Genomic DNA, 13062 nt, shown 5'->3' with positions numbered 1-13062 from the left:
CGGCGGCAGCGCAATCCCTTTCCCGGCAGCAGCGCGCTGCCCTTCCCAGCAGCGGCGCGATCCCCGCACCGGGCTCCGCGCCGCGCGGCCGGCTTCCCGCCGCTCAGAGGCCGTAGCGGACCGCGAAGTCGTCCGGGTCGTAGGCGTCGCGCTCCGGGTCGTGCCGGGTCGCCGGCGTGGTCTCCACCATGTCCTCCGGGCGGATCCGCTCGGGCAGCGCTCCGAACCGCTGGCCGCGCCGGGCCGCCTCGGTGGCCGTCTCGGTGGCCGTCTCGGTGGCCGTCTCCTCGTGACTCATGTCGTCCTCCCCGTCGTGACCGCGGATCCTGCCGTCGTGCCGGGAGAACGCGCGCGCCCCGCCGGGTGTTCCCGAACCCGGCGGGGCGCGCGGGGGCCGCGCGGATCGACTCCGCGCGGCCCCGGGATGCGGCGGTCAGGCGCCGCAGGACCTCAGGAACCTCCGGGTGCGCACCGCGATGGGCAGCGGCCGGTCCGGTTCGCAGGGGTACATGTCCTGCTCGACGATGGCGAAGAGGTCGACGCCCAGCCGCTGCGCGGCCTCCAGGACCGGCCCCAGCTCCGGCACACCGGCCGGGGGCTCGCACATCACGCCCCGGGCCACGGCCGGCCCGAACGGGGTGCCCTCGGCCCGGACGTCGGCCAGGATCGCCGGGTCCACCTGCTTGAGGTGGAGGTAGCCGATCCGTTCGCCGTAGGTCTCGATCAGCTTGACGCTGTCGCCGCCGCAGTAGGCGTAGTGACCGGTGTCCAGGCAGAGGTTGACCAGTTCGGTGTCGGTCGAGTCGAGGAAGCGCTCGACGTGGTCCTCGGTGTCGATGTGGGTGTCGGCGTGCGGATGGACGACGATGTCCAGTCCGTACGTCTCCTTCACCTCGTGGCCCAGGCGTTCCATGCCCTTGGTGAGGTGCGCCCACTGCTCGCCGGTCAGCTCCGGCGGCTCCAGGATCTCGGCGGTCTTGTCGTCCCGCCAGAAGGACGGGATGACCACCAGGTGCCTCGCGCCCATCGCCTGGGTGAGCGCGGCGACCTGGCTGACGTGCTCCCAGGTGGACTCCCAGACGGCCGGCCCGCGGTGCATGCCGGTGAAGACCGTCCCGGCCGAGACCCTGAGGTCGCGCTTGGCGATCTCGTCGGTCAGGCGGGCCGGGTCGGAGGGCAGGTAGCCGTACGGACCGAGTTCGATCCAGGAGTAGCCGGCCTCGGCGACCTCGTCGAGGAAGCGGTCCCAGGGGACCTGCCGGGGGTCGTCCGGGAACCAGACACCCCAGGAGTCCGGGGCCGAGCCCACCCGGATGCGGTCGAGCGCGCTCGCCATGGGTCAGGCCTTCCCCTCCGGGCCGGTCGCCACGGGGGCGGTGAGATCCTCCTCCTCGGGCAGTTCCTCCGTGTCGACGCCCCGGACCTGGGAGAGCTCGTGCTTCAGGGCCGCGAGTTCCGCGCCGCCGGCCATGTGGTTGGTGAGCTCTTCGAGGGTGATGTCGCTGCGCTCGGCGGAGAGTTCGAGGGTGCCGAGGCGCAGGACGCTGAAGTGGTCGCCGACCATGTAGGCGTGGTGCGGGTTGTGGGTGATGAAGATGACGCCGAGGCCGCGTTCGCGGGCGGCGGCGATGTACTTCAGGACCACACCGGACTGCTTGACGCCGAGGGCGGCGGTGGGCTCGTCCAGGATCAGGACCCGGGCGCCGAAGTAGACGGCGCGGGCGATCGCCACACACTGGCGCTGGCCGCCGGACAGGGTGCCGATGGGCTGCTCCAGGTCGTCCAGGACGATGCCCATGTTGCGCAGCTCGCGGTCGGCGGTCTCCTTCATCCTCGCGATGTCGAGGCGGCGCAGGGGCCAGGGCCCCTTGGTCATCTCGGAGCCGAGGAAGAAGTTCCGCCACACCGGCATCAGGGGGACCGTGGCGAGGTCCTGGTAGACGGTGGCGATGCCCTTGTCGAGGGCGTCGCGCGGGCTGCCGAAGCGCACCGGGGCGCCGTCGACGAGGAGGTCGCCCTCGGTGTGCTGGTGCAGCCCCGAGATGATCTTGATGAGGGTGGACTTGCCGGCGCCGTTGTCGCCGAGGACGCAGGTCACCTGGTTGGCGAAGACCTTGAGGTCGACGCCGTGCAGGGCGCGGATGTTGCCGTACGACTTGCCCGTGGAGCGCAGCTCGACGATGGGGCCGCCGTCGGTGGGCGCCGTGTCCTGGAGGATCGCGCCGTGTGTTCCGGTCGTGTTGTCTGTCATCGGGTCACCTCCTGGTCGCGGTGCGCTGGACCCACAGGTTGATCATGACGGCGCCGAGCAGCATGACGCCGAGGAAGGCCTTGAACCAGTCGGGGTTCCAGCCGGCGTAGACGATGCCCTGCTGCACCATGCCGAACATGAAGGCGCCGAAGACCGGGCCGATCGCCGAACCGGCGCCGCCGGTCAGCAGGCAGCCGCCGATCACCGCGGCCGAGATGTAGATCAGCTCCTGGCCGACGCCCTCGCCGGACTGCACGGTGTTGAAGGAGAACAGCTGGTGCATGCCGACGAACCAGGCGCCGAAGCCGACCAGCATGAACAGCGAGATCTTGGTGAAGTTCACCGGGACGCCGACCGCGCGGGCGCTGTCCTTGTTGCCGCCGACCGCGAAGATCCAGTTGCCGTACCTGGTGCGCAGCAGGACCCAGGTGGCGATGGCCGCGAAGACCAGCCACCAGACGATGGTGATCTTCACCTGGACGCCCCCTATGTCGAAGGAGGAGGCGAAGACGGCCTTGACCTGGCCGAAGCCGTCCATGTTGCTGATGTCGTCGGTGGCGACGTTGCCGGTGACCAGCTTGGTCACGGCGAGGTTCACCCCCTGGAGGATCAGGAAGCTGCCCAGGGTGATGAGGAAGGACGGCAGTCCGGTGCGGACCACCAGCCAGCCGTTGAGGAAGCCGATGGCGAGCGACACGACGAGCGCGGCGATCACGCCCACCCACACGTTCATGGACAGCTGGTAGGCCAGCATGCTCGCGGTCAGCGCCGAGGTGACCACCGCGACACCGGCCGACAGGTCGAACTCGCCGCCGATCATCAGCAGGGCCACCGGGATGGCCATGATGCCGATGGTCGACGACTGGTAGAGGATGTTCGCCATCGAACTGGCCTCGCGCACCGGCGGAGCCGCGACCAGGAAGAACACGTACACCGCGACGGCGCCGAGGAAGACGCCCACCTCGGGCCGGGCCAGCAGCCTGACAGCCAGCGGCCGTTGTGCGGTACGCCCGTCCTTCTCCTGCGAGCCGGGGGCCGGCGGTGTCGCCACCGCCGGCGCGGACTGCTGACTCATACCGATCACCGGGTGCCCTTCGCGGCGAACTGGGCGACCTTCTCGACGTTGGACTTGTCGACGAAGGCCGGGCCGGTCAGCACCGGCTGCTCACCGCCGCCGCTGTAGTTGCCGTTGTTCTTGTAGAGCCACAGCGAGTCGACCGCGAGGTAGCCCTGGAGGTAGGGCTGCTGGTCCACGGCGAACTCGATCGTGCCCTTGCTGATGGCGCCGGTCAGGTCCTTGTTCAGGTCGAAGGTGGCGATCTTGGCCTTGCTGCCCGCGTCGGACACCGACTGGACGGCGATCAGCGCGATGGGGGCGCCGAGCGTGACCACGTGGTCGACGGCGCCGTCCTGCTTGAGCTTGGCGGTGATCGTCGACTTGACCGAGGTCGGGGAGGTGCCGTCGACGTACAGGGTCTCCGTGGTCCCGGAGAACGTCTTCTTCACGCCGTCGCAGCGCTGGGTGAGGCCGACGTTGCCCTGCTCCTGGATGACGCAGACGACCTTCTTCGCGCCCTCCGTGTTCAGCCGGTTGCCGAGCGCCTCGCCCGCCACCGTCTCGTCCTGGCCGAAGAACTCCAGCAGACCGAGCTTCTTCCAGTCGCTCAGACCGGAGTTGAGCCCCACCACGGGGATGTTCGCCGAGGATGCCTTGGAGATGACGTCCTTCATGGCGTCCGGCTTGGCGAGGGTGACCGCGATCCCGTCGACCTTCTGGTCGATCGCGTTCTGCACCAGGTTGGCCTGGTTGCCCGCGTTCGGGTCCGCCGAGTAGACGAGCTTGATGTTGTCCTTGGCGGCGGCCGCCTCGGCGCCCTTGCGGACGATGTCCCAGAAGGTGTCGCCCGGAGCCTGGTGGGTGACCAGCGCGACCGTCATGCGGGGGGTGCTCGCCTTGCCCGCGGAGGCGGCCGCACCGCCCTCCTCGGACTTCTTGCCTCCGGAGCTGCTGGAGCAGCCGGCGAGGGTCAGGGCTGCCGCCGCCACCGCGGCGACGAGGGGGGCCAGTTTCCGCGTACGGGTACGGGCTGAGCGGTCCATCTTTCCTGCACCTCACTGTGCGCCGGGGGGAAAGGGGGATCAGGGAGATCCCTGGCCCGGGCCGAAAAGCGACGGTCCGAGCCGGTGCTGCGTGTTGGGACGGGATACAAGTCCCTGTGCGGCCCGCTGTCAATACTTTGTTAAGACATCATTTCACATTCAGGTCCGAATGTAAGTACAAACCATTGACAGCGCGACCTGCCCCGATCTACACCTGAGGGGCATCCCGCCCACCTCGAGGAGCCTGGTACGACCGTAGTCCGCGACACCGGCCCGCGACACCGTCACGACAGGCCGTACGCAGGCGATCCCTACCCGCTCCCGCCGGGTGTACCCCACCCCGTCCGAATGAGGTCCCGCATGAGCCAGCCGACCACCCGCCTGACCGTCGCCCAGGCACTGGTGCGGTTCCTGTCCGTCCAGTACACCGAGCGCGACGGCGTCCGGCACCGCCTGATCGCCGGCACCTGGGGCATCTTCGGCCACGGCAACGTCGCCGGCATCGGCCAGGCGCTCCTGGAGTACGGCGACGTCATGCCCTACCACCAGGGCCGCAACGAGCAGGCGATGGTGCACGCGGCCGTGGGGCACGCGCGGCAGCTGGACCGGCTCTCCGCACAGGCGGTGACCACCTCCATCGGCCCGGGCGCCACCAACCTGGTGACCGGCGCCGCCCTCGCCACCATCAACCGGCTGCCGGTCCTGCTGCTCCCCGGCGACTACTTCGCGAGCCACGCGCCCGACCCGCTGTTGCAGCAGCTGGAGCACCCCACGGAGTTCGACGTCTCCGTGAACGACACGCTGCGCCCGGTCTCCCGCTACTTCGACCGGATCACCCGCCCCGAGGCGCTGATCCCCTCCGCCCTGAACGCGATGCGCGTGCTCGCCGACCCGGCCGAGACCGGCGCGGTCACCCTCGCCCTGCCCCAGGACGTCCAGGCCGAGGCGTACGACTGGCCGGAGGAGTTCTTCGCCGAGCGCGTCTGGCGGGTACGGCGGCCGGCCCCCGACCCGGTGGAGCTGGCGGACGCCGTGCGCGCCGTGACGGCCGCTCAGCGGCCGTTGATCGTCGCGGGCGGCGGAGTCCACCACAGCCGCGCGGAAGACGCTCTGAGGGCCCTTGTGGAGGCCACAGGCATCCCTGTCGCCTCGACCCAGGCGGGCAAGGGTTCGCTGCGCCACGACCACCCGGCCGACCTCGGCGGGATCGGGCACACCGGTACCGCCGTCGCCGACGACCTCGCCCGCACCGCCGACCTGGTCATCGGCGTCGGCACCCGGTACACGGACTTCACCACGGCCTCCGGCACCCTCTTCCAGAACCCGGACGTCCGCTTCCTGAACCTGAACATCACCGGCTTCGACGCCCACAAGCAGGCGGCGCACCCGCTGGTCTGCGACGCCCGCAGCGGGCTCACGGCTCTCACGCGGGCCCTCGCCGGGCATCGCGTGGGCACGGCGTACGAGGCCGAGTACCGGGCGGGCAAGGAGCGTTGGGAGGCGGTGGTGGAGGCCGCCTACCGCGCCGACGACGAGGACGCCGTACCGACCCAGACCCAGGTGCTCGGCGCGCTGGACTCCGTCGTCGGCGATGACGACGTTGTCATCAACGCGGCCGGGTCGCTCCCGGGCGACCTGCACAAGCTGTGGCGGGCCCGCTCACCGCGCCAGTACCACCTGGAGTACGGCTACTCCTGCATGGGCTACGAGATCCCGGCCGGCATCGGTGTCCAGCAGGCCGCCCCGGACGTCGCGGTCTGGTCGCTGGTCGGCGACGGCACCTACCTGATGATGCCGACCGAGATCGTCACCGCCGTCCAGGAGGGCCTGCCGGTCAACCTGGTCCTGATCCAGAACCACGGCTACGCCTCCATCGGCGGCCTGTCCGAGACCGTGGGCGGCGAGCGGTTCGGCACCGCCTACCGCTACCGCGCCGCCGACGGCACCTTCTCCGGCGCGCCGCTGCCGGTCGACCTCGCCGCCAACGCGGCCAGCCTCGGCATGGAGGTGCTGCGCGCCAAGACGGTGCGGGAGCTGCGCGAGGCGCTGTCCGCGGCCCGCGCGAGCGACCGGCCGACGTGCGTGTACGTCGAGACGGACCCGGCGCCCACCGCGCCCGGCGCCGAGGCCTGGTGGGACGTGCCGGTCGCCGAGACCGCCTCCCGCGAGGCCGCCGTACGCGCCCGCGAGGACTACGACCGGCAGCGCGCCGAGCGCCGTCGCCAGCTCTGAACCCCCACGACCCACGGAAGGAGGTGTCCCGGTGGCCCGAACCGGTGATTCCGCCCGCGCCGCGACCGTCCCGGCGCTCGACACCCTGGACTTCGCCCTGGACCGCGGCAGCCCGGTGCCGCTCTACTACCAGCTCGCCCGGCAACTGGAGGAGGCCATCGAGCACGGCGTCCTGGCCCCGGGCAACCTCCTGGGCAACGAGATCGACCTGTCCGTGCGGCTCGGCCTGTCCCGGCCCACGGTCCGCCAGGCCATCCAGTCGCTCGTCGACAAGGGCCTGCTGGTACGCCGCCGGGGCGTGGGCACCCAGGTGGTGCACAGCCAGGTCAAGCGCCCGCTGGAGCTGAGCAGCCTCTATGACGACCTGGAGTCGGCCGGACAGGGCCCGACCACGAGGGTGCTGCGCAACGAGCGGATCCCGGCGAGCGCCGAGGTGGCCGCCGCGCTCGGGCTCGCGGAGGGCGCGGAGGTGGTGGTCCTGGAGCGGCTGCGCTGCACCCACGGCCAGCCGGTGGCGTTCCTGTGCAACTACCTGCCCGCCGCCCTGCTGGAGCTCGACACGGAACGTCTGGAGTCGACCGGCCTGTACCGGATGATGCGCACGGCCGGCATCACCCTGCACAGCGCCCGGCAGACCGTGGGCGCGCGCAGCGCCACCGCCGAGGAGGCCGGCCGGCTGGACGAGAAGGCGGGCGCCGCCCTGCTCACCATGCACCGCACGGCCTACGACGACACCGGACGGCCGGTGGAGTACGGCAGCCACGTCTACCGGGCGTCCCGGTACGCCTTCGACTTCCAGCTGCTGGTCCGGCCGTGACCGGTCCTTAGCAGGTCCGGGGGTGTGAAACCAACATGCCCGCACACGAGCCCCCACGGAGTTTGTCCCGTGGGGGCTCTGTCGTACCGCTTTGTTCAACAAACCGGCAGGCGACCATGACGATTACGTTTCGGGCAAGAGACGGGCGAGAGAGACGCAGGCTATTGACGCATGAGCGGACAAGCGGCTGTTATTGCGCCCACGATGTTCGGCCGAGTTGATTTCTGATCGGTTTCGGGACCTTTCGAAGATCACCTCTTCCCCTTGCCGAACCCTGTTACCCAGGAGCCGCCATGCGCATCTCCCCGTCCGGTCTTCACGTGCCGGGTCCGAGCCGCCGTAACGTCCTGCGCGGGGCCGGCTCTGCCGCCCTCCTCGCGGGTGCCGGCATACCCCTGCTGTCCGCGTGCGGCGGCAGCGGGTCCTCCTCCGACCCCAAGACCGTCAGCCTCGGCTCCAACTCCTCCGACGCGGTGCCGAAGAAGGCCTTCGCGGAGATCTACGCGGCCTTCACCAAGCAGTCCGGCATCAAGGTCGACGTCAACACGAAGGACCACAACACCTTCCAGGAGCAGATCAACTCCTACCTCCAGGGCACGCCGGACGACGTGTTCACCTGGTTCGCCGGGTACCGCATGCAGTTCTTCGCGGCCAAGAACCTGGCCTCGCCGATCGACGACGTGTGGGCGAAGATCGGGGACAACTTCCCCGACGCGATGAAGCAGCTCAGCAAGGGCGAGGACGGCAAGTACTACTTCGTCCCGCTGTACACGTACCCGTGGGCGATCTTCTACCGCAAGAGCGTCTTCCAGGCCAAGGGCTACGAAGTCCCCACCACCTGGGACGCGTTCGTCGCCCTGTGCAAGAAGATGAAGGGCGACGGCCTGGTCCCGATCGCCTTCGGCGACAAGGACGCCTGGCCGGCGATGGGCACCTTCGACCAGATCAACTTCCGCCTCAACGGCTACGACTTCCACAAGTCCCTGATGGCGGGCAAGGAGTCCTGGACCGACGCGAAGGTCAAGGCCGTCTTCGACCACTGGGCCGAGATCCTCCCCTACCACCAGGACGGCTTCATGGGCCGCACCTGGCAGGACGCCGCCCAGACCCTGGTCTCCAAGAAGGCCGGCATGTACGTCCTCGGCTCCTTCGTGGGTCAGCAGTTCACCAACAAGGCCGACCTGGACGACCTCGACTTCTTCGCCTTCCCGGAGATGAACCCCGCGTACGGCCAGGACACCGTCGAGGCGCCCACCGACGGCTTCATGGTCAGCAAGTCCCCGAAGAACCACGACGGTGTCGTCAAGCTCATGGAGTACCTCGGCACGCCCGAGGCCGAGCAGATCTACCTCAAGGCCGACAACAGCGTGGTGGCCGCCTCCAGCAAGGCCGACACCTCGTCGTACACCGCGCTTCAGAAGAAGGCGTACACGATGATCAGCGGCGCCAAGAACCTGACCCAGTTCATGGACCGCGACTCCCGTCCGGACTTCACCTCCACGGTGATGCAGCCCGGCCTCCAGAAGTTCCTCCAGAACCCGAAGGGGATCGACAGCCTGCTCTCGTCCATCGAGCGCCAGAAGAAGACCATCTTCGCCTCCCAGTGAGCTCTGGAATGACCACCGAGATCCCCACGAAGTCCCAGGAGGCGGCCGCCGTGCCGCCTCCTGGGCGCGCGTCCGAGAAGAAGCGGGTCCAGCAGGGCCACAAGCGCCTGCTGACCCGCCGCGACCGGATCACGCTCGCCTTCATGGCGGGCGTGCCGACGATCCTGCACGTACTCCTGGTCTGGGTGACCGCCCTCGCCTCGATCCTCCTCGCCTTCACCACCTGGGACGGCATCGGCTTCGACTCCATCAAGTGGGTCGGGCTCGACAACTTCAAACAGCTCTTCACCGACAACCCGCAGTTCTGGCCCGCGGTCCAGCACAACGTCATCTGGTTCGTCGTACTCATCCTGATCCCCACGCCGTTCGGCCTGTTCCTGGCCGTGCAGCTGGACAAGAAGATCAGGTTCACCCGGATCTACCAGACGGCGTTCTTCCTTCCGGTCGTCATCTCGATGGCCTGCATCGGGTTCGTCTGGCAGCTGATCTACAACCCGGACACGGGTCTGATCAACAGCATCATCGGCGCCAACAAGCCGGGCCACTACATCGACTGGATCGGCGACCCGAAGCTCAACCTGTGGGCCGTACTGATCGCCGCCTCCTGGCGGCACGCCGGCTACATGATGATCCTCTACCTCGCCGGCCTCAAGAGCGTCGACCCGTCGCTGCGGGAGGCCTCGGCCCTCGACGGCGCCAACGAGTGGCAGACGTTCAAGAACGTCATCTTCCCGACCCTGCGGCCGACCAACACGGTCGTCCTGGTCGTGACCATCATCGAGGCGCTGCGCGCCTTCGACCTGGTCTTCGTCTTCAACAAGGGCGCCCAGGGCACCGAGTTGCTCTCCATCCTGGTGACCAACAACATCATCGGCGAGTCGAGCCGCATCGGTTACGGCTCCGCGATCGCGGTGGTCCTGCTGGTCATCTCGCTGATCGTGATCATTCCCTACCTGATCGCGACCTTCCGGAAGGAGCGGCGCGCATGAGCACCGTGAGCGCGCTGGCCAAGCAGCGCAACCCGATCCGCCCGGCCCGCGTCCTGCTGCACGTGTTCCTCGCCGGCGCCGCCCTGGCCTGGCTCGCCCCGCTGCTGTGGGCGATCTTCTCGGCCATGCGGCCCTACAGCGAGACCAGCGAGCGCGGCTACCTGTCCTGGCCGCACACGCTGAACTTCGACAACTTCAAGAACGCGTTCACGCAGTCGGACATGACCCACTACTTCATGAACACGCTGATCATCGCGGTCCCGGCCGTGCTGCTCACGCTGTTCCTGTCGTCGATGGTCGCGTTCTACGTCAGCCGCTTCGACTTCCGGGTCAACCTGGCGCTGCTGCTGGTCTTCACGGCCGGCAACCTGCTGCCGCAGCAGGTCATCATCACCCCGCTGTACCGGCTGTACCTGCTGACGAACCTGCCGGGCATCACCGCGAGCGGCAAGCTGTACGACTCCGCGCTCGGCCTGGTGCTGATCCACGTGGCGTTCCAGTCCGGCTTCTGCGCGTTCGTGCTCAGCAACTACATGCGCTCGCTGCCGCACGAGCTGACCGAGGCCGCGCTGGTGGACGGCGCCTCGGTGTGGCGGCTGTACTGGCAGATCACCCTGCCGCTGTGCAGGCCGGCCATGGCGGCCCTGGCGACCCTGCTGTCGATCTGGATCTACAACGACTTCTTCTGGGCGCTGGTGCTGATCTCGACCGGTGAGAACATGCCGATCACCTCGGCGCTGAACAACCTCTCCGGCCAGTACTTCACCGACCCGAACCTGGTCGCCGCCGGTTCGCTGCTCACCGCGATCCCGACGCTGATCGTGTACTTCGTGCTCCAGAAGCAGTTCGTCAGCGGTCTGACCCTGGGCTCCGCGAAGGGCTGACCCGGCTCCCTCAGGCCGGGTGCCCCCGCACCCGGCCTCCCGTGAAAGAGAACCCCGTGCACAACCCGAAGAGCGACCGCCGCCTCTCCGTCCCGGGCATCGCCTACGGCGGCGACTACAACCCCGAACAGTGGCCCGAGGAGGTCTGGGACGAGGACGTCCGCCTGATGCGCGAGGCGGGCGTCAACATGGTCAGCGTCGGCATCTTCTCGTGGGCGCTGATGGAACCGTCCGAGGGGGTCTACGACTTCTCGCGGATGGACCGGATCCTCGGCCTGCTCCACGAGAACGGCATCGCCGCCGACCTCGCCACCCCCACCGCCGCCCCGCCCGCCTGGTTCTTCCGGGCCCACCCCGAGGCGCTCCCGGTGGACCACGACGGCCGCACCCTGTCGTACGGCAGCCGGCAGACGTTCTGCCCGAGCAGCCCCGCCTACCGCGAGGCCGCGCTCCGGATCGCGGGCGCGATCGCCGAGCGGTACGCGAGCCATCCGGCCGTCAAGATGTGGCACGTCCACAACGAGTACGGCTGCCACAACGCGGCCTGTTACTGCGACACCAGCGCGGAGTCCTTCCGCCGCTGGCTGCGGGCCCGGTACGGCGACGACCTGGCCGCCCTCAACCACGCCTGGGGCACCACCTTCTGGAGCCAGTGGTACTACGACTGGGACGAGATCCTGCCGCCGCGCGCGACCGGCGCCGTACCCAATCCGACGCACCAGCTGGACTGGCGGCGGTTCTGCTCGGACGAACTGCTGTCGCTGTACAAGGCGGAGCGGGACGTGCTGCGCGAGGCGGCCCCGTCGATCCCGGCCACCACCAACTTCATGGTGATGACGAACTTCGACGCCCTCGACTACTGGCGCTGGGCGCCGGAGCTGGACGTGGTGGCCAACGACCACTACCTGATGTCCACCGACCCGGAGTCGCAGATCGACGTCGCGCTGAGCGGTGATCTGATGCGGTCGCTCGCGGGCGGCCCGTGGCTGCTGATGGAGCACTCGACGGGCGCCGTCAACTGGCAGCCCGTCAACCGGGCCAAGAAACCGGGCGAGTTGCGGCGCAACGCGCTCGCGCACGTGGCGCACGGCGCGGACGGCATCGCCTACTTCCAGTGGCGGGCGGCGAAGGCGGGTGCCGAGCAGTGGCACTCGGCGATGCTGCCGCACGCGGGGACGGACAGCCAGATCTGGCGGGACGTGGTCCGGCTGGGCGCGGACCTCAGGGCGCTGGCCGAGGTGCGCGGCAGCACCGGCACGGCCGAGGTCGCCGTCGTCTGGGACTGGGACGCCCGGTGGGCCGTGGAGCTGCCCTCCCAGCCCAGCGAGCGCCTGCGCTACCTGGACGTGGTCCGGGCCTGGTACGAGCCGCTGTGGCGGGCCGGCGTGGCCGTGGACTTCGTCCGCCCGGACGCCGACCTGTCGGCGTACAAGGCGGTCCTCGCCCCGAGCCTGTACCTCGTGGACGACGCGGGCGCGGCCAACCTGACGGCCTTCACCCAGGCCGGCGGCAGCCTCGCGATCGGCTTCCACAGCGGTGCCGTGGACGAGAACTGCCATGTACGGCTGGGCGGTTACCCGGGCGCCTTCCGGGAGCTGCTGGGCGTGTCCACGGACGAGCTGTTCCCGCTGCTGCCCGGGGAGCGGGTGGCGCTGAGCGAGGGCGGCACCGGATCGCTCTGGTCGGAGCGGGTGCGGCCGGCGGGCGCGGAGACGGTGACGTCGTACGCCGACGGGCCGCTGGCCGGGGTGCCCGCGGTGACCCGGCACGGCTACGGCTCGGGGGCCGCCTGGTACGTGGCGACGCTCCCGGACGCCGACACCCTGGCGGGGCTGCTGGACCGGATCCGTGCCGAGGCGGGCGTGACCGCGGTCCGCACCGCCCCGGCGGGCGTGGAGGTGGCCCGGCGGCGCGGTGCGGAGGCGGACTACGTGTTCGTGATCGACCACGCCGGGCAGGGCGCCGAACTCCCCGTCGCGCCCGGCTCGGTGGAGCTGCTGTCCGGCAAGCCCGCCGACGGCACGGTCACCGTGGCCCCGGGCGAGATCGCGGTCGTACGGGAGCCGCGCGGTCGGTAGCGGCCGACTGCGGTCGGTAGCGGCCGACTGCGACATGACCGGTGGCCACCGGACGCGACACGACCGGTGGCCACCGGCAGGGGGCGAGGGGGCGGCCGCCGAAG

Annotated in this window: 11 protein-coding genes; 6 read left to right on the top strand and 5 right to left on the bottom strand. The window is 69.7% G+C overall.

Annotation, left to right across the window (positions count from 1 at the left end):
- Positions 1–103 precede the first annotated feature (103 nt).
- The 5 genes from AAW13_RS11065 to AAW13_RS11045 all read right to left on the bottom strand — a co-directional run bounded on the left by AAW13_RS11065 (position 104) and on the right by AAW13_RS11045 (position 4351).
- Positions 104–298, bottom strand: coding sequence for a hypothetical protein (locus AAW13_RS11065; protein WP_046728157.1), 195 nt, complete (start codon positions 296–298; stop codon positions 104–106).
- Between the two features lie 135 nt (positions 299–433).
- Entirely contained in the window at positions 434–1336 is a 903-nt protein-coding gene (locus AAW13_RS11060; protein WP_046728156.1) for a sugar phosphate isomerase/epimerase family protein, read from the bottom strand.
- 3 nt (positions 1337–1339) lie between these two features.
- Positions 1340–2251, bottom strand: coding sequence for an ATP-binding cassette domain-containing protein (locus AAW13_RS11055; protein WP_046728155.1), 912 nt, complete (start codon positions 2249–2251; stop codon positions 1340–1342).
- A gap of 4 nt (positions 2252–2255) precedes the next feature.
- Positions 2256–3326: an ABC transporter permease gene (locus AAW13_RS11050; RefSeq protein WP_420855448.1), complete on the bottom strand. Its 1071-nt coding sequence runs from the start codon at positions 3324–3326 to the stop codon at positions 2256–2258.
- 5 nt (positions 3327–3331) lie between these two features.
- Positions 3332–4351, bottom strand: coding sequence for a sugar ABC transporter substrate-binding protein (locus AAW13_RS11045; protein ID WP_046728154.1), 1020 nt, complete (start codon positions 4349–4351; stop codon positions 3332–3334).
- A gap of 360 nt (positions 4352–4711) precedes the next feature.
- Between AAW13_RS11045 and iolD the strand changes: the two genes are divergently transcribed.
- From iolD to AAW13_RS11015, 6 genes are all read left to right on the top strand, one after another.
- Positions 4712–6583 (top strand): 3D-(3,5/4)-trihydroxycyclohexane-1,2-dione acylhydrolase (decyclizing), encoded by a 1872-nt coding sequence (iolD, locus tag AAW13_RS11040; protein ID WP_046728153.1) that lies wholly within the window; start codon positions 4712–4714, stop codon positions 6581–6583.
- Positions 6584–6614: 31 nt separating this feature from the next.
- Complete coding sequence (locus tag AAW13_RS11035; RefSeq protein WP_046728152.1) at positions 6615–7400, top strand: GntR family transcriptional regulator; 786 nt, start codon at positions 6615–6617, stop codon at positions 7398–7400.
- A gap of 293 nt (positions 7401–7693) precedes the next feature.
- The gene (locus AAW13_RS11030; protein WP_046728151.1) at positions 7694–9007 is read left to right on the top strand and encodes an ABC transporter substrate-binding protein; all 1314 of its coding nucleotides are present in this window, start codon (positions 7694–7696) and stop codon (positions 9005–9007) included.
- A gap of 8 nt (positions 9008–9015) precedes the next feature.
- Positions 9016–9996, top strand: coding sequence for a carbohydrate ABC transporter permease (locus AAW13_RS11025; RefSeq protein ID WP_046728150.1), 981 nt, complete (start codon positions 9016–9018; stop codon positions 9994–9996).
- On the top strand, positions 9993–10880 hold the full coding sequence (locus AAW13_RS11020; RefSeq protein WP_046728149.1) for a carbohydrate ABC transporter permease: 888 nt from the start codon (positions 9993–9995) through the stop codon (positions 10878–10880). The genes AAW13_RS11025 and AAW13_RS11020 overlap by 4 nt, the downstream gene beginning before the upstream one ends.
- A gap of 56 nt (positions 10881–10936) precedes the next feature.
- The gene (locus AAW13_RS11015) at positions 10937–12958 is read left to right on the top strand and encodes a beta-galactosidase (protein ID WP_046728148.1); all 2022 of its coding nucleotides are present in this window, start codon (positions 10937–10939) and stop codon (positions 12956–12958) included.
- Positions 12959–13062: the final 104 nt, after the last annotated feature.

This window comes from Streptomyces humi (genome assembly GCF_001005085.2).
GTDB lineage: Bacteria > Actinomycetota > Actinomycetes > Streptomycetales > Streptomycetaceae > Streptomyces > Streptomyces humi.
This window is presented reverse-complemented; position numbering and strand designations above follow the sequence as displayed.

Coding starts and splice junctions, on each gene's coding strand:
- AAW13_RS11045 (WP_046728154.1), bottom strand. CDS start 4,351: ATGGACCGCTCAGCCCGTACCCGTACGCGGAAACTGGCCCCCCTCGTC.
- AAW13_RS11030 (WP_046728151.1), top strand. CDS start 7,694: ATGCGCATCTCCCCGTCCGGTCTTCACGTGCCGGGTCCGAGCCGCCGT.
- AAW13_RS11055 (WP_046728155.1), bottom strand. CDS start 2,251: ATGACAGACAACACGACCGGAACACACGGCGCGATCCTCCAGGACACG.
- iolD (WP_046728153.1), top strand. CDS start 4,712: ATGAGCCAGCCGACCACCCGCCTGACCGTCGCCCAGGCACTGGTGCGG.
- AAW13_RS11025 (WP_046728150.1), top strand. CDS start 9,016: ATGACCACCGAGATCCCCACGAAGTCCCAGGAGGCGGCCGCCGTGCCG.
- AAW13_RS11065 (WP_046728157.1), bottom strand. CDS start 298: ATGAGTCACGAGGAGACGGCCACCGAGACGGCCACCGAGACGGCCACC.
- AAW13_RS11050 (WP_420855448.1), bottom strand. CDS start 3,326: ATGAGTCAGCAGTCCGCGCCGGCGGTGGCGACACCGCCGGCCCCCGGC.
- AAW13_RS11020 (WP_046728149.1), top strand. CDS start 9,993: ATGAGCACCGTGAGCGCGCTGGCCAAGCAGCGCAACCCGATCCGCCCG.
- AAW13_RS11060 (WP_046728156.1), bottom strand. CDS start 1,336: ATGGCGAGCGCGCTCGACCGCATCCGGGTGGGCTCGGCCCCGGACTCC.